The organism is Bacillus sp. M6-12, assembly GCF_002860285.1.
In the GTDB taxonomy this organism is placed as follows: Bacteria; Bacillota; Bacilli; order Bacillales; family DSM-1321; genus Peribacillus.
Map to the genome: position 1 here is coordinate 626,171 of NZ_PGVF01000001.1, position 19,888 is coordinate 646,058.

Here is a 19,888-nt window from a genome sequence, read left to right on the forward strand (position 1 = left end):
TGAGCCTATGTAGGCATGATGGTTAAAACCATACATTATATTATTTCTTATCATACTATTTTTATTGCTTATAGTCAATGTGTAATATTTTTTGCCTATAAAAGCAAAATAAAAACCCATCTTCCTTTTATGGAAAATGGGCTTGTTCTATTCTTATTGGTGTTGGAGAAGGTTAAACCTTTACCCCTAATTGATTTCGTTTTTTCGTTTTCATGGATTTTAGGTTTACTTCTTTTCCATTGACTTTGACGATGGATTCTTTATCCGATTTTTTCAGAAGGACAACATTTACTACATAATCCTCTTCGGTTAAGGTAATTGTTTTTACCCCTTTACTTCCCTTTTTAATGGCAGGAACACTTTCCATTTCAAATTTAAGAGCAAATCCTTTATCTGAAACCGTAACAACATGAGAAATATCTTCGTTATCTTCTAAAATATGAACAGACACAACTTCATCGCCTGTATCTAATTTTGTCGCACTAATACTGCTTCGATTCGTTTCAAATTCACTTCCGTCTACAATCTTTATCATTCCTTGTTTCGTTGTAAACATTAGTTTCTTCTCTTTTAGGTTTTGGAAGGTATCTAATAAGACCACTTCTTCTTTTCCGATTTTAACTAATGTATCAATCGGAACACCCTTATCTTTGATTTTCACTTTCGGAATATCCATGAGTTTTACGCTATGAAGATTTCCTTCTTTCGTGAACATACACACTTTATCTGTATTCATAGTTAAAAGCGAATGTTTAAATTCCTTCACCGTATCTTCATTGGAACGCTGAACATTTAGAACATCTGTTGTCTTTACATATCCAAAACGGTCAATCAATACATAAAGTTCTTCTTCTTTAAACTCCTCTACATATTCAACTGTTTCCATGTCATCAATAACGGTTTTGCGTTTTTTACCATAGGATTTAGAAATATCCTTCAAGTAAGATTTAATGACATCTAACAATACAGATTCATGGGAAAGAATATTTTCGTAGGTTTCTACGTCTTTTGTTTTCTCATTAAATTCTTCAGTTAGCTTATCTAATTCTAAGCTAATCAATTTTTGAAGTTTCATATCCAAAATGGCATCTGTTTGAGATTCAGTAAAGTCTAACTTAGTCGCTTGTTTTTCTGATTTTTTGGTTTTAAAGGCAATCCCCTCTACAACCCCATTCATTAAACAGTTTTTTGCCATTTTTACGTCTTTACTTCCTCTAAGGATTTCCACAATCAAATCAATCATATCTTGTGCTTTAATTAATCCTTGCAAGATTTCTTGGCGTTCTTTCGCTTTTCTCAACATGTATTGATATTTCTTTGTTGTGATTTCCTTCTGGAACTCTACAAAATGTTCAATCATTTGTTTTAAGCTCAAAGTTTCAGGCTTTCCATTTACAAGAGCTAAGAAATTAGAAGAGAAGGTATCTTCCAATGGTGTTCGCTTGTAAAGTTTATTAAGGAATTTTTCAATGTTAATGCCTTTCTTTACCTCTAACACTAATCGGATTCCGTCTTTAGAAGATTCATCACGAATATCTGATAGTTCTTCCAACTTTTTATCTTTTGCTAAATTCTCAATTTTCTCGATTAATTTCGCTTTGCTTCCTGAATAAGTATAAGGGATTTCTGTTACAACCAAATTCGTTTTTCCGTAACCAGCATCTTCAATTTCAATTTTGGCACGAACACGAAGTTTTCCTTCCCCTGTTTCATACATGGTTTGAAGGTCTTTTTTAGTGGTGATAATTCCACCAGTCGGAAAGTCAGGACCCTTAATGTGTTTCATTAATTTTGCAATTGTAATTTCAGGGTTATCAATGTAATCTATAATCCCTTTTATGATTTCGATTAGGTTGTGAGGTGGCATATTAGTCGCCATACCCACTGCAATCCCCGATATACCATTTACCAAAAGATGTGGGAAACGTGCAGGAAGAACCATTGGCTCTTTTTCCGTATTGTCATAGTTCCCTTGAAAATCAACTACCCCTTTTTCTAAATCGGATAGCATTTCTAAAGCTACTGGTGCAAGTCGGGCTTCTGTATAACGCATAGCGGCCGCACTGTCGCCATCAATCGAACCGAAGTTACCATGACCCTGCACTAAAGGAACTTGCATGTTAAAGTCTTGTGCTAACCTTACCATTGCTTCATATACAGCAGTATCACCATGAGGGTGATATTTACCAATAACCTCACCTGTAATACGTGCTGATTTTTTATATGGTTTATCATGTGTCATGCCTAAATCTTTCATTGCATATAAAATTCTTCGATGAACAGGTTTCAATCCATCCCTTACATCAGGCAATGCCCTTTGAACAATAACGCTCATGGCATAGTCGATAAAGGATTTTTTCATTTCATCTTCAAAATCAACTTTTACTATGTTTTCTACTATTTCAGTAGTTTCTTTCTTTTTTGCCATTGCTGTTTAAACTCCTTTCATGGGTGCTAAATTTTTGATATATACTATTCTAATAGTTCACATATTATAAGCAACATGACTTCATTATATTTTCTATGTAGTTTATTGTCAATTTTATTTTACATTGACAAACAGCGAAAAGTTGAGCTTTCATGCTCTTTCCAATGCTTCCATACGTTCAAAAATTCATGATATAAGAATAATTTGAAACATATATAAACTCTTAATCCTGTTTTGATTGAAACTCTATTACACATTACGGTGTTTTAGCCTATTTATAAGATGATAGACTTTATCTTACTCAATAAAAAAGAGAGGAGTTTATCCTCTCTCTTACTTTTACTTCACAGGTAATCCTCTTTTTAATTGTTTTAACGCCCATTCAGGCTTCTCACGCAATGATATGAGGTAGTTATAAGCTCCAATTGGCTCTAAGTTTGTTTCAGCCATGAGTCTTTTCGCTGTGTATTCCCCAACTTGGATACTAACTTCCTTTTCATTGCAATATTGTCCAGTTTTCATGAAATGATGATATTCCATTAAGATGTCCCGATGTGTAGCAAGGCGTTGATAATATTGAGTGGATTGTTTATGGCTCATTTTTAACGTGTCCATAAAATGTTCAATCAATTCTTCTTTTATCAAAACTCCATCCTTTTGTCTCAATAAAAATAAGGTTTGACTTGGTTCGTCAATTAATGAAACCAGACAGTTATATGCGAAAATTGGCTTTAAACCTAATTCATTTACTAATTGTTCAGCCGAATAACCATGTACTTTTACTCTTTCTCCTTCAGAGTTGCAATATTTACCCGTTTTTTTAAAATAAGCGTATTCGTTTAAAACATTAAATTTATTCATTAAGTGTTCATCTTTTTGATAGTCTTTTCGTTCTTGAATAATCAAGCGATAACCTCCTCAGTATAGTCTTTTTAGTTTTTTAACTTTTTCATGATATACAAAAGTTCATTCTATCATTCAAATCCATATACACTGAAAAATAAGGAATAAAAAAAGAGGGTTTTCCCTCTCCTACTCTACTTCTATATAATGCAGTTTTGCACCTTCTTGGTAAGAAATCGTTATTCCTGCAGTAACTGGCTTATCATCTATACTTTTAGTGTTATTTGCTTCCTTGAATTTTTTCGTGCTTTTCACTGGTTCAGATAATGCGATTTTTATATCATACCGCCCAGAAAAGTCTTCTTTTATATTTAAAAGGTCATTCACTTGATTGGTTAAAGCTGTTGTTGATTCTGCTAATTTATTTCCGTTCTCTTTTGTTCTTTGTACGTAAAACGCCATTGCATTTGATAAGACTTCTTGATTTGTCCGAGCATAAGCTAATTGCGTTCCCTTATTTTTTTCAAGAAAAGGGTCATAGTTAGGTAACTCTTGTTCTTCAATTTGTCGTATCAAATCAGCTAATTCCGTTTGTTTTTTTACTATATATTCCTTTGTATCTTTATCTTCGTGATAAAGTTTTCCCACCACCTCACGAACCATAACGATACCAAAATTATTTAATTTAAAGTTAAAAGCAATATGTTGAGCTATTTTCTCCTTTTCAGAAGTAGCACTTTTGATTTCTTCTTTCATAATTCCAGGGGGTTGTCCTATATAATGAGGGGCGATTTGCACATATCCAAAATAGCCACCAATTATAAGTGCAGTCGCTAAAGAACTAACAAGTATTGTTTTTTTCTTCATTGTCTTCATCCTTTCTATGTTGAATAGGTTCATCATATCGAGATGGACAATTTCAAACAATGCTATATCAGTCGTAGAAGGGCTGAGTAATAGTTACAAGCTAATACTCTATTGATTCCACGCCATTAGCCATGACGAACTGATTTTATTTTGATACTCCCCTTTTTTCTTAAGGCTTTTATCAGGCTTTGAAGTTCCTTTTTTTCCGTATCTTTCTTCTTTTTCGGCATCTTACTTTTCCTCCTAATGTCATTTTATTCAAGATTATTGACAAAAGTAAAAAAAAATATACATATTCTGTATATCCACGCCATATTCATTTAATACAAAGACTTGATAGAGGGGTTGAGAGTAATGAGAGAATATAATTCGGTACAAGCTATAAATGATAATCCTGCATGGAGAAAACAAGAGAGATATAGTTTTTGGGATTTCATAGATTCCTTTATTTCTTCTTTTAGTAAGACCGAATCGTTAGAAATTGCTGTTCCAAAAAATGTTTATCTTCGTACTAAGCTGTTGTGTGAGTATATTTCTGAAAAAGGAGATATGTATTTTGGAGTTTCTGATTTTCTTTTAACCCTTTATCTTGAATTTCTTCGGACATCCATTGAAAAATATAATCCTAAAAAAATCCATGAAGAAATGACTCGTTCACATGGGTATAACCAAACTTTAAGGATTTATGTAAATGAATCAATATATGAATATCCAAAAAGAGCAGGAAAAGAAAGTTTTATTTCCTTTACTATTGATAAGAAAAACAAAGAAAAAGGACAATTACTATTAGATGAAATGGAAGATTTATACGGACAAGCTCCTTCACTCGAAGAATTAATTTCAAATCTTTGGGTGAACTTTATTGAGGATTATAAAGCAGGAAACAATAAAAGAGCAACGAATGAAATTATTCGTCTCATGAAAAATAGTAAAGAAGCTCTTGATTAGAAGGACACTATTAGGTGTTCTTTTTTGTTTCTCGAAACATAAAAAAGCAGAACACTAAATCTGTTCTGCTCCTTATCGGATATTTCTTATTTAATAAGTGTAATCTCATTAATAGAAACCCAAGAACTTCCCCCATTAACATCCACTTTAATCCCTTCATAAGTACCTCTTGTCACAGGGATTTCAGGTAATATATTTGGTTGTCCAGCACTTACATATAAAGTAGTTGGCGAACTAATTTGTTTCCATTCTCCATTTTGCAATCCATAGACTGTATAAACTTCATTCGTAGATGGTGATGCATTGGAAGCTAACTGAATTCCAGTAATAGTTTGAGGTGCAGGGAAATTGAACTGTATCCATCCACTAAAGCCTGGTACTGTCCAGACTGTACCTAAATTTCCATCAGTAGCTTGTGATGGAACACTACCGCCATAATAACTACTTGCTGTTGCAGTTGTTCCCTCTGGAAGAGCATACCCATTCATTCCTTGAATTTTAACTCCTGTTTCTCCTTCTTCTAATCCAAACTCAAACACATAATTCGTTGTTAATAAATTTTCTGTTGTAAAAGAAGTACCAGCCTTCAAAATCGGTTTAACATTCACTTCTCCATGATTTTTGATTGTCCCAATTTTTGTTTTAACATTCCAAATGTTGTCTTGTTCCAAATCATATAACCATTCGCTACTTGATAACGGTGATAAACCTAAAGCTACCTCTTTTTGACTTTTACTCTGAATTAAGTTATTCCATTGTTCATCCGTATATTTTGTAGGAGATACTAATTCTGGCTTCCAAATGGATTCTTCTGAAACATTAATATCCTGTATATTGGCATAAATCGGTGCATTGGTTTCACTGCTTATATTTAAATTATCTGCTATCATTTCTTCTGTATTCGGATTGTATATAAAAGTTGTCATGGCTGGAATTTGCACATCGATAATGGTTGCTTCAAATGTACCTATAACCTTTGTTTCTTCAGCAAAAGCTGGAATAGATGTACTCAACGCCATTGTTCCTGTTCCTATAATCGTTACTAAAGAAAAAGCGATATTTTTTTTCTTCATCTCTTTCCCCCTCCTTTCTTTTGGTGCTAACCTCTATATTTTAATCGTTTTATAAGATGAAACAATTCATTTCGTGTCGAATATAGTCAAATAAAACAACATAAAAAAACAGAGCATATTATTATCATATACTCTGTTCAAGTTTATATAAGAAATATCTAATTCCGTTTATTTAATTCAATCTCCATTAAGTTAAAGTAATTAAATCCACTGTTAGAATTTGCTCCTGACACTTCAATCCTTGTAATAGGCGAAGATGTCTTTACTTGATACGTGGCTCTTGTAGCAGGGTTGTAATACACTTTATCTGCAATATAGACCTTCCCTGTTTCAATCACTTGATTATTTTCGTTATATAATTTAACGGTCATATTTTGTCCAGAAACAGAAAGGAAAGAAATAGAACTCATAATTGTAGGAGACTTCATATCAATTGTTACACTTCCTGCAAGACCATTGGACATCCATTCAGTTGTAGCATCTCCATCAAACAAATGACACCCTTTCATTAAATTCCCTTGCATGATATATTCGCCACTTACTTTAGCTGTAAAATCTTTATAATTATATACATTAGGTGCTATTGTATTGGCACACCCATTAGGTGCTGTATATACAGGCTCTTCAACCACAAGGGGTTCACCTTCTTCCAAACCAAATTCAAAGATATAGTTAGCTGTTAATAGGTCTTCTGTTGTAAAGGATGTACCAGCCTTCAAAATCGGCTTTACATTTACTACTCCATGATTTCTAATTGTTCCCATTTTGACTTCATTAGTCCAAATCTTATCTTTCTCTAATGGATATAACCATTCTTCACTTTCTAAAGGAGATACACCTAATGCGACCTCCTCTTTACTTTTCGTTTGAGTTAAGTTATTCCACTGGTCATCTGTATATTTATCAGGGGATACCAACTGTGGTTTCCATATAGATTCTTCTGAAATATTAATCTCTTTCATCTTGGAGTATATAGGAGCATTGGTTTCGCTTTGTATATTGATATGGTCTGAAATCATTTCTTCTGTATTCGGGTTGTAAATAAACGTGGTTGTAGCTGGAATTTTCACATCTAATATCGTTGCTTCAAATGTCCCGACAACCTTTACCTCTTCCGCAGATGAATGAATGGGTGTATAAATCCCAACAAGACCTACACTTGCTATAAAAAGAGCTATTTTCCCTTTTTTCATTTGATAAAAACCCTCCCTTCTTTATTCGTGCTAACGTATCTATATTATAATTTTTATACGTTAAAACAATTCATTATCTATTGAATATAGTCCAATAAAAAAATAGGAAACCCCCTTAAGGATTCCCTATCTTCTGATTATAAGTCAATTTCTGCATTAAGAGCTTCTTCGTAAATAAACTCTCTACGTGGCTGTACTTTGCTACCCATTAAGATATTCGTAATGTTCTCTGCTTGTACCGCATCTTCAATCGTTACTTGATAGAGCAGTCGTGTAGCAGGATTTAGTGTAGTCTCCCAAAGTTGGTCAGGATTCATTTCTCCTAATCCTTTGTAACGCTGTACATCGAATTTTTTCCCTTTCATTTCTTTCATTTTTGTTTCTAATTCTTTATCTGAATAACAATACTGTACATCTTTACCGCTTGACACTTTATAAAGAGGCGGTACACCGATATACACATAACCACCATAAATTAATTCAGGCATATAACGGTATAAGAATGTCAAAATCAATGTTCGGATATGACTTCCGTCTACGTCTGCGTCTGTTAGGATAATGATTTTGTGGTATTTCAGTTTCGCAATATCAAAATCATCTCCAAAACCTTCACCAAAACCACAACCTAACGACATAATAATCGTTTGAATTTCTGCATTAGAAAGGACTTTTGCAAGAGCAATTTTTTCTACGTTCAACACTTTACCACGAAGCGGTAAAATAGCTTGGAAACTTCTATCTCTTCCTTGTTTTGCTGACCCCCCTGCTGAATCTCCTTCTACGAAGATAATCTCTGATTTTTCTGGTGGTGTTCCTTTTGAACAAGAAGCTAATTTTCCGTTTCCAGTAAATTTATTGTTATTGCCTAATAGATTTTGTCTTACTTTTTCTTCTGCTTTGCGAAGTTTTAACGACTTCATTGCATTGTCAATCAAGGACTTTAGGTAGTCTAAATTTCGGTCAAAGAACTTTTGACTTTCAATATTAAACACTTCATCTACTGCACTTCGGGCATCAGAGTTTCCTAATTTTGTTTTGGTCTGTCCTTCATATTGAGGATTTGGATGTTTAATCAAAACAACTGCAGTAATTCCGTTACGAACGTCTTTTCCTTCAAAGTTTTCATCTTTCTCTTTTAACGCACCAATTTCTCTTGCGTATTGATTTAGAATACGTGTAAAGGAAGTTTTAAAGCCACTTACATGAGTACCGCCTTCAACGGTATTAATGTTATTACAGAATGAATGAATGGACTCTGTGAATTCTTTTGTAAATTGGAACGCAATTTCTACTTCAATCTGATTCGATTTGCTTGTTAAGTAGAGGACTTCATTGCTCAAAATATCTTTTGATTTGTTGAGGTCACGAACCAATCCAACAATCCCTTCTTCTTCTTTAAACTCTTTTCTCTCCCCTGTACGCTTATCCTCAAATACAATGAGCAAACCTTTATTCAGGTAAGAAAGTTCTTTTAATCGTTTTTTTATAATTTCAGCTTTAAATTCTACCGTTTCCATAATCGTGCCATCAGGCATAAAGGTTACTTTTGTTCCTGTTCCGTCTGCTTTTCCGATTGAAGGAAGTTCTCCATTTACCAATTCAATTTGTGGATTACCACCATTTTCATAACGGTCACGATATAATTTTCCGTCTCTTGAAATTTCTACTTCTAACCATGAAGAAAGAGCATTAACAACCGAAGCTCCTACCCCATGCAATCCTCCTGCTACTGCATAGTTGTCATTGCTAAACTTACCACCAGCATGAAGAACAGTGAAGATAATACGTTCCGTAGTGATTCCTTTCTGTGGGTGTATATCCACTGGAACTCCTCTTCCGTTATCAATAACCGTTAATGAACCATCTTCATTAATAATGACGTGTATTTCCGTACAAAACCCTGCAAGATGTTCATCCATTGAGTTATCTACAATTTCCCATACTAAGTGATGTAAACCTTTGGAATTGGTGCTTCCAATATACATTCCTGGTCTTTTTCTAACAGGGTCTAATCCTTCTAACACCTGAATAGAACTACCGTTGTATTCTTTCATGTTGTTTTTCTCCTTTCTATTGTGAATTACTTTTATCTATTTCATATAGTTGTTCGTTGGCTAAAATATTCTATTTACCCATTTTACCCTACTATGTAAGGGTTCTAAAGCCTTATCAACCAAGACTTCCTCGATTTATTCTATAATAAAATTATTTTTTTGTAAATTATTTTTTATATTGGAAGAACAACGAGAATATTGCTAAATATTTCTTCAATTAAGCACTCTTCAACCAAAAATGTATTGAATATAGTCAATGACAGTATTAATATAATATTATAGTCAATAAATATAAAGGAGGCAAGATTACATTATGGATATTATGCTAATCGTTAAATGGTTAGTCCTTTTCTTATCTACTGTATCGGCTGTCGTTGCATTGGTGCGACTTGGAAAGAAGAAAACACATTTTCAAATTTTCCCTGACAGTATCAAGAAAGAATATTTTAAAGAAGTAAGAACCATGACCATTTTAAATATTTTGGCTGTAGTCCTTATCTTCGTAGCGTTTTTATTTATTCATTCAAATTTCTTTTTTATTATCATAATCGCTTCCATGTTTTTGAGTATCAATTCTCTCATTCAACTATATGAAGATTTCGGTGATTTGAAAGATGACGATAAAAAACGTAAATAAACCGAAAAGAAATGGAGGGTTGAGTTGCAACATGAGTGACCACACAAAGCATGAAGAAATTAAAGTCGTGAAGCGTGGGGAAATCTATTTTGCAAACTTAGGAGAAGGAATTGGTTCTGAACAAAACGGTATCAGACCAGTCCTAATCATTCAAAATGATGTTGGGAATAAATACAGTCCAACTACCATTGGAGCTTTGATTACTTCTATGTCGAAAAAATTAGATTTGCCTGTACATCTGGAAATTTGCAAAGAAGAGTCTTGCCTTCCACAAAATTCAGTGATTCTATTAGAACAAATAAGAACCATTGATAAGAAGCGATTGATTCGTAAAATTTCCAAATTAGATGATTCAATTATGGAAGACATAAATGAACGATTAAAAGTGAGTTTAGGATTGATATAAAATGAATAAAAACACCGAATAAAAGGTATCTACATAAAAATTGTAGATACCTTTTTGTATTAGCTTATTTTTGATAACGTCAATGATTTTATTTTACCAAGTTCAATAAGAGGTTTAAATTGTATAATTTCTATCCCATGAATTTGTTGCAAGGGCAAAAGAATATGCTCTGGATATTTAGGTGCAATGGTTATCATTCGTACTTTCTCTACATGGTGTTCTGTTTTAAACTGCATAGGATAATATATAGACTGCCAAAATATATCCTTAAAGTCTTCAACTGTCTTCAGTTCTAATATCACAAAATTTCCTTCCTTATCCTTTGCCAACACATCAATACGCCCATCCTTAATGGAATATTGTCTATCGACATATCTTAATCCTTCTTCAATTAAATCCAAATGCTTAATCAAGTATTTTTCCAAGTCGTTCTCTGTTATACTTACAACACTTGTTGTCACTAACTCAACAGAATGTATATCTGCATAATAGACTTCTTCTAATGTACGAACAAATGGATGATGATTATCAGGGTATTCAAAGTCTTCTATTTCAGCAGGACTGTTAGGATTTGCAGAATAGCGTTTGTTTAATAACGACAATGCGTTCCATTTTAAATAAGACAAATATCTTGAATGAGATTTATAAGGTTTCGCTTTGTTTTTTCCATGTCGAATGACACTCTTCCACTCTTTATCCATATATTCCTCATAGGGAAGACTAACACCTTTTGAGGTAGTTACACTTTTTAATGAAGCAGAAAACTCCCAATCCAAAACAATATTCTCCAATGAATTTTCTAATCCATACCCCTTCTTGATTGCTTCGCCTTTATAAACCAATTCTTTTTCTTCTATTGGCAAATTCAATTCTCTTAACAAGAAATCAACCAATCGTTTATGTTTATTAAACTTTTCTATTTTTTTATCGTAATACTCAATGAGAAAACGAAGGTAGAAGTAATGATAAACAATGCTTCTATCTATTCCATACATATAAGATAACTTATCCAAAAATAATTCATTTAGTTCACTCTCGTAATTTAACACTACTCCCCCTCCTTTCTCCTAATCTATTCGTTCATTTTTTCTTTATATATGAAGGGCAAAATACGTATTATAGTAATCTCCATAAAATTTATATAGTCATTATATGTTCGTTTATAGACTATTGTCAATGAGATAGTGCTAAATCACACTCCCTCAAACAAAAATCAAACACGTTACGGTTTTATTTTGTTGTAAAAAATAATTGACTTTACTATAATTATAATGTATAATTGATTTATAAATGAAGGAGAAAATTCATTCACATTTTAGGAGGAAATCGAGACTATGAGAGAAAAAAGCCCCCAACAAATTATCCGCTTTGACGGAAAAAATGTATTTGTAGAAGTTATGAATTCAGCATTTGGAATTGGAAAGGTACAACTTAATTTTATTGAGTATGACACTTCAAAAGAAGCGAAAAGTCGCCAAACGAAGAACATTCCAATGTATATTGATACGGATAAATTCTTACTTCTTACACAAGACATTCTAAGTGGTCGCATGGTACATTTGGCTAAACAAGCAAATGATGCGAAAACAAAAGGTGGATATAAGTACGCTAAAGAAATCTATGCAGATTTAGGCGGTATTTCTGCTGAAAACTTGAAGAGACGTGGAAAAGAACGACCAGATGGTATGAGTATGTCACGTCAATTCAAAATCACACCAGGAGATAAAATTCCTTGGATTCTATCTGCAGAGATTGGAGCAGGGAAAGAAGACGACAAAGGTCTAATTGTTCCACAAGGTAGACCAGAAGAATTTGTACGTGTTGCTCTTTCTGATGATGATTTCAAAAAATTAGCGATTGTGGTTCAATCTCATATTCAAGCGTATATCGCTTCTCAATATGAAAGCCAAGAGGTTCAAGAACTGAAAGCTCAACTTGATACAATTAAGCCAATTATGAATGGTTTAACAGAGTTCTTGCGTAAGCAAGGCGTTCCAGTTGTATTCCCTAAAAAGGATAAATAAGAAGAAAGTGAGGGGAGAAATCCTCTTGCTTTTTTTGTTGCAAAAAGAACGTAAACCCCTTGATAAATCAAGTCTTTTTTGGCTCTACAACTTTCGGAAAACATAAACCTATATAGTCCTAAAAAAAATATCTAAAATACATTTAAAACATCAAAAATCTATCGTTAAAAAGAAAGGTCAAAACACATCTTCAAAAACATCTATTCTTCTTAAATATCTAAAATTTATTAAAACATCAAAAGCAACTTTTAATTAACATGCTAAAGCATGTCTTCTTCTTTTCTTTAAGACCTATCTAATCTATCTGAAAAAGAAAACCATTTTATAAAAAAACAAAACATCTGCAGATAAACAAAAAAGCCTATACCATTAGATATAGACTTTGATTAATGATGAAAAATTTATTCAATTGGTCGTTCAAAAATAACATCGAAATATATTGGAGCACCATTGTTCGCAAGTCCTGGTGCGAAAATTTGAACCAATCTCCAACCTTGTGAAGCGTATTCAGCGATGATTTTTGTATAATCCTCTTTTGGATTTGCTTTAAAAACTCCACCTAATTCAATTTTGATAATTTTATATTCATACATAGGTTTGTGTCTCCTTTCCTATAAAGTAAATGATTTTTACTATTATAGTTTTGTTCAATGAGTATTCATAACTTCATATGGTGTGACCATGACGAAGCATAGTGTAACCTTTTATTCTGCATATTCTCTCTTCATAAGATAATGGATAATGAAAACAGCACAATAAAACGGAATAACTGGAATTAAAAAGCACAATCCTATCTCCATTCCTTTTACCAAGAAAATGAAGAGACCAGCAATTGTAAAAAGAGGCATCCACATATATAGATTCATTTTATACATATCCCTCATAGGTTGCCCTACACTTCCTTGATTTCGTAATTGGTAATACCAAACCACTGTCATCAATCCAAAAATCATAAAGAAGATGGCTGAACCATTTACAGCAATTATTATATCTTTCATTTATTTCTCTCCTTTCTATAAAAAAAGAGCATTGCATATGCAACACTCTATCAAATAGGGTTATTGTTCAAACGGTATTACTGAATGTATGCTCCGTTAGGATGGGTATATAGTCAAATAATATAATTATTCGATTATAGTCTATTCTTAATAATTTCTAAGAAGTAAGCCATCCTAATACAGAGTCCATAATTTCAGGAGCGTAAAGAACGACAGCGTACATGATAACTGCAATAAACATTCCGAAGATACCTCTTCCGACTAATTGAGAGTTACCAAATGAACCAGCTAAAGACATGAAAGCACTTAAAATAAAGATAATGATAGCAAATGGTTGTACCACTTTTTGTAATAAGTGAACGACTTCAAATCCTTTTCTTTCAGCCCATTTTTCCGCTTCTCCAATCGTTACTCTTTCTGTTTGCCCTTCAATACTTGCTTGAATTGCCTTTGTTTTGTCTTGTTCAGGTGTTGTAGGTTCAGTAATCGTCTTTGTAGAGAAAGTATCTGCTGACGTTGCGAAAGAGCTAACTCCGAAGAAGGAAACAAATAACATAATTAGCATGATTCCAACATATTTTTTCATAATGATTTTCACCTCCTAAAATGGTTTTTATATTATAGTAGTTTATATATAAAGATATAAATAAAGAAAAACCCCAAAGCTAACTACCTTGGGGTATATTCTTTATTAAGGGGCAGAGCGTAATTTTCCTTGCTCTCCTGTGATGATTTGGCTACTATCCATCAGAACACCGTTATGCTTAACTACAAAGTGTAAGTGATAACCAGTTGAGTCACCAGTTGTACCAACTGTTCCAACCATTTGACCCTTTGTAACCTGTGTACCAATTTTTACAGATACTTGGTCTAAGTGACAATACTGTGATGTGAAACCATCAGCATGTTCTACTGTAACGTAGTTTCCGCAACCATTACCGTTCTTTTCTGTTTCTCCTGTATGAGCAACCGTAACTTTACCATCAGCCATAGAATAAACAGGTGTTCCTTTTGGAACAGCTATATCCGTTCCACCATGATAATGCGGTTTCTTTCTAATAGGGTGAATCCTGTTCCCTGGTAATGATGTGATTTTAGAACCGACATTTTGAACATTTAGTGGATTTTGGAAACCAGCAACGTCAGTGTTAGCCACGTAGTTTTTAGCGTTGTTGTTACTACCAGCTAATGTATCCACATAGCCATCTTCCCAAAAGTTCATTGTATCCAAATCTTCTTGCTCAACTTTAGAGAATAGTTCATATTTATCCATTGCCACTGAAAGTTTTAAAGCTGAATCTACATCATTTGGAGCTAAAAAGCGATGATATGGGTAGAACACTGTCTCTTTAGAGTAGTCAGAAATAATAGCTTCAAATGCTTCTTTTACACCTTTCCAGATTGAGCTAAAGATTCCTTCATCTTTCTTCCCATTTTCTGGTACTGGCGTAAGATTGAGTTCATTTTCAGTTGGTGTACCTGTACCTGTACCTGTTTCAGTTCCAGTTCCAGTTCCAGCAGTAGGATTAGAGCTTCCACCGTAATATTGAAGAACCATTTCTACATAACAAGAGTTACCCCATCGACTTGAACCAGTTTTTGCTCTGTCAGGCATACATCCATAGTTTGCACTATAAGTATGTTGTCCACCATAATGAAGTCTTGCATCTTCACGATACTTCATCCATTCTGTCGAGCCATCGTTCCATTTGTCTCCTATACCTTTTTGTTTCATAACAGTTTCGATATAGTCAACACTACCAAAGTTATAGGATTGGAGAGCTTTCAGTGAATCCCCATTGTATTTCTGAGCCAAAGTTGCAAAATACATAATACCCCATCTGATGGCTTTCTCTGGGTCTTTTCTTTCAGCTTCACTATAAATTGTAAAGCTCTCTTTCTTTTTCGTTTGAACATTCATCGCTGTAACGGTTCTTGCCCCATCTCCGATAATTTGCATTAATCCATCCTCGATATTTGGATTACCAGCAGACTCTAAGGTTGCTTTTGCTAATACAATGTATGGGTCAACACCATATAGACTTCCGTAGTATTGCATGGTAGGGAAAAATTGTAATGCGTTTTTAAATTGTTTTGTATTTAAACCTGTTCCTGTTCCTTCGATAGAACCAACATTCGCATTAATAGTCCCTGCTCCTAAATCCGTTACTCCACGAGATTCAAGGTTAAATTCTGCTAATACACTTTTCGGGATAAAGATATTATAGTTAAACATTAAGTCATACAAATAATCCTTCCCTTTATCGTGAGGTGTAGTTTCATCAGGTACAGGCTTTGTCTCATAAACTCCACCTTTACGGTATCCATAAAGCGGAACGTATTTATCAAAGACTTGTCTTGATTTTTTAACTTTATGCTCCACACCGAATTCATCTGTTTCTGTATCGTAATAATATTCGGTTTTCATTTTCTTACCTTGACCAACTTGGATTTTTTTTACAGGTGAAGATTTATCACCTGGGTCAGCATTATCCTGTAGTTCAGATTGTTTCGTTTTTTCCTCCTTGTATTTAAACTCAAACTCTCCTACAAAGGTAACAGCTTTTGTCATTAACCATACATCTTTTGGATAACCTTCCATAGTATAAGTAAAAGGTTCATCTACTTTAATGGTTTCTTTTTTATTTTTATCAGCGTTCCATACGTCTTTTTCATACATTGTCCCTTCAACTGTTACGTTGATTTGGTCTTTTTTGTATTTAAAAATAGACGCAAGTCCGTAATCAGATACAGATTTTACTTTCTCACCAGTTTTATTCCCATCTTCATCATACTCTTCTGATTCGACAATGGCTCCTTTCTTGTCATCAGCCAAACGCTTTAGCACTAATTTTTCAGGGTCATAATGAACAGGTTTTGTGAATTGTTCAGGATAAATAAACTTTTTCTTATGCAAAGTTTCATCTAAAGCAAATAGGAAGTTTGCTTTTAAGAGGTAATCTTTTTCTTTTTGATACAAGTCTTCCACCCCTGTATCTTGTGGTAACTCCAACTTTTCATTGTCATCCGTAACAATTTGCCAATAAGAACGGTCTGACATGTAATGGTAATATTGTTGGATTGCTTGGGTTTGTCCACTTTCTAAACTACTATTTGTTTTCTCTACCCCGTTGTCATCCTTCTCTGTCTGGTTTTGGGCTTCTTTATCATGAACGTAGACTTGCTCCGTACCCCTTATTTCAAAGAGAATATAAAACGCTAAGACAGCGATAAAGCCAATAATAAGTATTGGAACAATGAATTTTGCTAAGAGAAGTGCAACTTTCGCTAAAATTTTGACCGCAACTGCAAGTGCTTTTTTAGCAACTTTCTTTCCTACTTCTTTCATTGCTTTCTTTGCTATTTGTTTCCCTTTATTTACGACTGCTCTTCCAGCTTTTTTTCCTTGCTCCTTGACCGCACCAGTCATTTCATCGGTGGGATTATTTGTTTCATTACCGTTTGGATTTGCCAAAATGTTTCCTCCTTCCTCTCAAAAATTCTTCTTTAATTATCGACTATATTCAAATAATAAACAATATAGTTTATAGTCAATAGCGTTTGATAATTAAAGAAAAGCTCTATTACTGTTATATTCAGAACTCTATTTATTTACTAATTTAAAAACAAAAACCTCCCCTTTAGAGGAGGAGGTTTTTATATGATTAATTTGTGTTTGTGTTTCCATTCGTGTTTCCATTCGTGTTTGAAGTTGTACTTGGTTGGTATCTTTGAACAGGAATCGTTCTTAGCGTATTTGGTGCGTCACTTGCTTTGGTTTCAACAATTCGTGCTTTTCCACCAGCACTTGCAAGAGTTTGAACAGATTTAATACCCATTTTGTCCATACCAGTTTGGTTGTAACGAACAACAAGTTGATTGTCACCACGTTTCACAATACTTTCAATACCTTGTGCTTTGTAATGATTGATTGCTTCTGTATTGTTAGCTTGGTATGCTCCATACACACTTTGAAGGTTTTTCCATTCGCCTTTGTCTAACTTAGCCACATCATAAGTGTACTTAGCAATTGGATTTTGTTTTGTACCTTCCATTGTTGCTCCAACAACACCTTCGTCAGCCATAGCTTTTGCACTTCTATGAATCTGCATATCTCCATTTGGTAAAGTAGTAGCATATGCTTTTGTACTTTCAGGAAGAGAGTTTACTAAATTTTTACCTCCTGTAACCGCCATATCCTTACCAGCTTGAGCACTTTTGAAAGCATCTTGAGCTATTTTTGGATTTTCCATACCCATAGCCAGTCCAACACCAAGACCAACCATTGCTTGTCCTGCTCCTGCAACCGCTCTTCCTGCATTTACAACAGGATTTTTGTCAAGAAACTCTTTCCCTTTGGAATAGGCTTGTTGTACATCTTCAGCTTTACCACGAATATTAAATCCTGGTTTTGTTTGAAGGTCTTTATCCGCTCCATATCTGGCTCTATCTGGATGGTTTTTGTTTTCTGCAACGTGTACAGGCATTTCACGTTTTTGCAATGCTTCTTTTGTTGAGTTGATACGTTGGCGTTGTGTCATAGTAGCACTGTTATTTTTAATCTTGTCGCTATTACCAGAATAATTATTCATTCCAGTATCACCGCCTGAAGAGCTTGTTTCACGACCAGAGCCTCCACCATCTGTTTTCGTAGAACCAGTGTTTTTCTTGTTGCCTGAAACTTTGGATAATGCTCCACCAACAAGTGAACCAGCTTGTGACATCGACTGCATACCCATTGAGTGAGCGATACCACCACCGCTACCCATAACTAAACTTCTAAAGAACTCTGTCATTGGGATTAAGGCTAATGTAACAATGGCTGATTCAATACCACGACTGCTTGTTGCGACAGAGAAGAAGAAACTTAGCATGAAAGCATGGAATGATTGGAGATAAATATTTCCGACTAATTCACGCAACCATGTGCTAAATAACTGCTTCCACTTACCACCAAATGCAATCGTTACGATAAACAATGGGGCAGTTGCAATTAAGATAGCAACAGTGATAGCTCTCATGATATAAACAAAGTTTAGATAAATGGATACACCTAAGTAGAATATCTGTAGAAGCACTCCACCTATCATGCCAGAATATGCGTTCATTCCTGATAAATCAGAGAAGTTTGGAGCAGTAGCCCCAAATACATCAACTAATTTTGCATTGAGGAACATAAGCATATTCATAACTGGAACAGCGTTTGCTAAGAGGAATCCTGTTATTAACAAGTTTTGAATACTTTCCATAAGGGAAATTCTCATAGCAGGGTTGATTGTTGCAAAGTTACGTTGTACTAAGTTTTTCACAATAGCGAAAGTAATGATTGTCCACGCTAATGCTTGGAATAGCCAGTGATAAGCAATGGCTTGGTCTGACCATTGTTTAGACATGATACCATGTGTCCAAGCAGAAGAACCACGAATACCTTCGTTGAAAACTAAGTCATTGATTTCATATAAACCTAAAAGGACACGTAATTGGTTGAACATACTGCTGAATAGACCAACAATTGCTTCCTCAACAGGGTTTGGTTTTACTAATTCTTGACCATTTTTCAATGTGTATCCTTTAACTACAAACGCATAGTTTGCTTGGTACATTAATTGATTCCAAGTGAGATAAGAAGAATCTTTCGCATATTTATCTTTTACATCTTTACTTAGTTCAACTTTTTCACTTCCTGCTTCACCAGTTGAAATATACCCTTTTTTAGAGCGGTAAATAAATTCATATCGGTTTCCCTCTGAATCTTCAAGGTACATATAGTCTTTTTCAATGAATCCCTCTTGGGGTGGACCTGATTTTTTAACTCCAACATTGACCGTAAATTTATCACCATCATTGTTTTTGAAAGAAGCTGTACCTGAACCACCAGCATCATTCATAGTTGTTACTAACGTATTACCCATTTTCATAAGTTCCTCTGTGCTTGTGAACTGTTTACCACCATTCGCAATACGTAATGCGTCATTTAAACCAGCCATTAGGTTTTCTTGAGCTTTATACGCCATATTTGCGTCATATTTGTTCGCATGGTTAGAGGCCGCTCCGTACCACTTTTTGATTTCTACTGGTGAAAATGTAAAGAGCATAGTATCGTTACTTAACTTCTTATCACCTTCATATTTAGTATAATCATCTTCCTTACTTCCTTTATAGGGATGAACTTTTTGGTCAAGACCACTAAACTTACCTATTTGTGTCTCAATATGGGAACTTTCCTTGATAATATCTTCTTCTACGATTGTTCCCATGTATTGATATTTGTGGTCATCAATAAGAACTTGTAAGAAGTACGTATCGTGAGCAAACGATTTAATAGGTAATAAAAGAATCAAGGAGAAGATTAGAAAAACTAATCCTCTCTTGTATTTATTTAAGAATGATTTCACGTTATTTTTCCTCCTTTCTTCA

16 protein-coding genes are annotated in these 19,888 nt (G+C 34.1%); 4 read left to right on the forward strand and 12 right to left on the reverse strand.

What is annotated here, in order from left to right; all coding sequences use genetic code 11:
- Positions 1–172: 172 nt before the first annotated feature.
- The 3 genes from CVD28_RS04375 to CVD28_RS04385 all read right to left on the reverse strand — a co-directional run bounded on the left by CVD28_RS04375 (position 173) and on the right by CVD28_RS04385 (position 4,138).
- Complete coding sequence (locus tag CVD28_RS04375) at positions 173–2,428, reverse strand: DNA gyrase/topoisomerase IV subunit A (protein ID WP_101591136.1); 2,256 nt, start codon at positions 2,426–2,428, stop codon at positions 173–175.
- Between the two features lie 339 nt (positions 2,429–2,767).
- On the reverse strand, positions 2,768–3,334 hold the full coding sequence (locus CVD28_RS04380; protein ID WP_101591137.1) for a hypothetical protein: 567 nt from the start codon (positions 3,332–3,334) through the stop codon (positions 2,768–2,770).
- 126 nt (positions 3,335–3,460) lie between these two features.
- Positions 3,461–4,138, reverse strand: a complete 678-nt coding sequence (locus CVD28_RS04385) for a hypothetical protein (RefSeq protein ID WP_101591138.1) — start codon at positions 4,136–4,138, stop codon at positions 3,461–3,463.
- 354 nt (positions 4,139–4,492) lie between these two features.
- Here CVD28_RS04385 and CVD28_RS04390 point away from each other — a divergent pair, with 354 nt between their 5' ends.
- Positions 4,493–5,086, forward strand: a complete 594-nt coding sequence (locus tag CVD28_RS04390; protein ID WP_101591139.1) for a hypothetical protein — start codon at positions 4,493–4,495, stop codon at positions 5,084–5,086.
- A gap of 86 nt (positions 5,087–5,172) precedes the next feature.
- Here the strand turns inward: CVD28_RS04390 and CVD28_RS04395 are convergent, their stop codons facing one another.
- The 3 genes from CVD28_RS04395 to CVD28_RS04405 form a co-directional block, all read right to left on the reverse strand.
- Complete coding sequence (locus CVD28_RS04395) at positions 5,173–6,159, reverse strand: discoidin domain-containing protein (RefSeq protein ID WP_101591140.1); 987 nt, start codon at positions 6,157–6,159, stop codon at positions 5,173–5,175.
- 158 nt (positions 6,160–6,317) lie between these two features.
- Entirely contained in the window at positions 6,318–7,352 is a 1,035-nt protein-coding gene (locus CVD28_RS04400) for a hypothetical protein (protein ID WP_101591141.1), read from the reverse strand.
- A 137-nt stretch (positions 7,353–7,489) separates the two neighbouring features.
- Positions 7,490–9,406 carry a DNA gyrase/topoisomerase IV subunit B gene (locus CVD28_RS04405; RefSeq protein ID WP_101591142.1) on the reverse strand — a complete coding sequence of 639 codons (1,917 nt, stop codon included), beginning with the start codon at positions 9,404–9,406 and terminating at the stop codon, positions 7,490–7,492.
- 313 nt (positions 9,407–9,719) lie between these two features.
- Between CVD28_RS04405 and CVD28_RS04410 the strand changes: the two genes are divergently transcribed.
- Positions 9,720–10,043, forward strand: a complete 324-nt coding sequence (locus CVD28_RS04410) for a hypothetical protein (protein WP_101591143.1) — start codon at positions 9,720–9,722, stop codon at positions 10,041–10,043.
- Between the two features lie 31 nt (positions 10,044–10,074).
- Entirely contained in the window at positions 10,075–10,449 is a 375-nt protein-coding gene (locus tag CVD28_RS04415) for a type II toxin-antitoxin system PemK/MazF family toxin (RefSeq protein ID WP_101591144.1), read from the forward strand.
- A gap of 59 nt (positions 10,450–10,508) precedes the next feature.
- On the opposite strand, the gene CVD28_RS04420 is transcribed toward CVD28_RS04415, so the two are convergent.
- Entirely contained in the window at positions 10,509–11,498 is a 990-nt protein-coding gene (locus CVD28_RS04420) for an endonuclease NucS domain-containing protein (RefSeq protein WP_101591145.1), read from the reverse strand.
- Between the two features lie 285 nt (positions 11,499–11,783).
- Here CVD28_RS04420 and CVD28_RS04425 point away from each other — a divergent pair, with 285 nt between their 5' ends.
- Positions 11,784–12,473 (forward strand): hypothetical protein, encoded by a 690-nt coding sequence (locus CVD28_RS04425; protein WP_180953926.1) that lies wholly within the window; start codon positions 11,784–11,786, stop codon positions 12,471–12,473.
- Between the two features lie 401 nt (positions 12,474–12,874).
- On the opposite strand, the gene CVD28_RS04430 is transcribed toward CVD28_RS04425, so the two are convergent.
- The 5 genes from CVD28_RS04430 to CVD28_RS04450 all read right to left on the reverse strand — a co-directional run bounded on the left by CVD28_RS04430 (position 12,875) and on the right by CVD28_RS04450 (position 19,866).
- Positions 12,875–13,066 carry a DUF4177 domain-containing protein gene (locus CVD28_RS04430; protein WP_101591146.1) on the reverse strand — a complete coding sequence of 64 codons (192 nt, stop codon included), beginning with the start codon at positions 13,064–13,066 and terminating at the stop codon, positions 12,875–12,877.
- Between the two features lie 111 nt (positions 13,067–13,177).
- On the reverse strand, positions 13,178–13,471 hold the full coding sequence (locus CVD28_RS04435) for a hypothetical protein (RefSeq protein WP_101591147.1): 294 nt from the start codon (positions 13,469–13,471) through the stop codon (positions 13,178–13,180).
- Between the two features lie 157 nt (positions 13,472–13,628).
- Complete coding sequence (locus CVD28_RS04440; protein WP_101591148.1) at positions 13,629–14,057, reverse strand: hypothetical protein; 429 nt, start codon at positions 14,055–14,057, stop codon at positions 13,629–13,631.
- Positions 14,058–14,162: 105 nt separating this feature from the next.
- Complete coding sequence (locus tag CVD28_RS04445; RefSeq protein WP_101591149.1) at positions 14,163–16,946, reverse strand: M23 family metallopeptidase; 2,784 nt, start codon at positions 16,944–16,946, stop codon at positions 14,163–14,165.
- A gap of 190 nt (positions 16,947–17,136) precedes the next feature.
- A complete protein-coding gene (locus tag CVD28_RS04450; RefSeq protein ID WP_101591150.1) occupies positions 17,137–19,866 on the reverse strand; it encodes a hypothetical protein in 2,730 nt (909 codons plus the stop codon).
- Positions 19,867–19,888: the final 22 nt, after the last annotated feature.

Bases quoted from the DNA above. Each gene is read 5' to 3' on its own strand.
- CVD28_RS04390 (WP_101591139.1), top strand. From the start codon at position 4,493: ATGAGAGAATATAATTCGGTACAAGCTATAAATGATAATCCTGCATGG.
- CVD28_RS04425 (WP_180953926.1), top strand. From the start codon at position 11,784: ATGAGAGAAAAAAGCCCCCAACAAATTATCCGCTTTGACGGAAAAAAT.
- CVD28_RS04405 (WP_101591142.1), bottom strand. From the start codon at position 9,406: ATGAAAGAATACAACGGTAGTTCTATTCAGGTGTTAGAAGGATTAGAC.
- CVD28_RS04435 (WP_101591147.1), bottom strand. From the start codon at position 13,471: ATGAAAGATATAATAATTGCTGTAAATGGTTCAGCCATCTTCTTTATG.
- CVD28_RS04415 (WP_101591144.1), top strand. From the start codon at position 10,075: ATGAGTGACCACACAAAGCATGAAGAAATTAAAGTCGTGAAGCGTGGG.
- CVD28_RS04375 (WP_101591136.1), bottom strand. From the start codon at position 2,428: ATGGCAAAAAAGAAAGAAACTACTGAAATAGTAGAAAACATAGTAAAA.
- CVD28_RS04395 (WP_101591140.1), bottom strand. From the start codon at position 6,159: ATGAAGAAAAAAAATATCGCTTTTTCTTTAGTAACGATTATAGGAACA.
- CVD28_RS04440 (WP_101591148.1), bottom strand. From the start codon at position 14,057: ATGAAAAAATATGTTGGAATCATGCTAATTATGTTATTTGTTTCCTTC.
- CVD28_RS04430 (WP_101591146.1), bottom strand. From the start codon at position 13,066: ATGTATGAATATAAAATTATCAAAATTGAATTAGGTGGAGTTTTTAAA.
- CVD28_RS04385 (WP_101591138.1), bottom strand. From the start codon at position 4,138: ATGAAGAAAAAAACAATACTTGTTAGTTCTTTAGCGACTGCACTTATA.
- CVD28_RS04400 (WP_101591141.1), bottom strand. From the start codon at position 7,352: ATGAAAAAAGGGAAAATAGCTCTTTTTATAGCAAGTGTAGGTCTTGTT.
- CVD28_RS04410 (WP_101591143.1), top strand. From the start codon at position 9,720: ATGGATATTATGCTAATCGTTAAATGGTTAGTCCTTTTCTTATCTACT.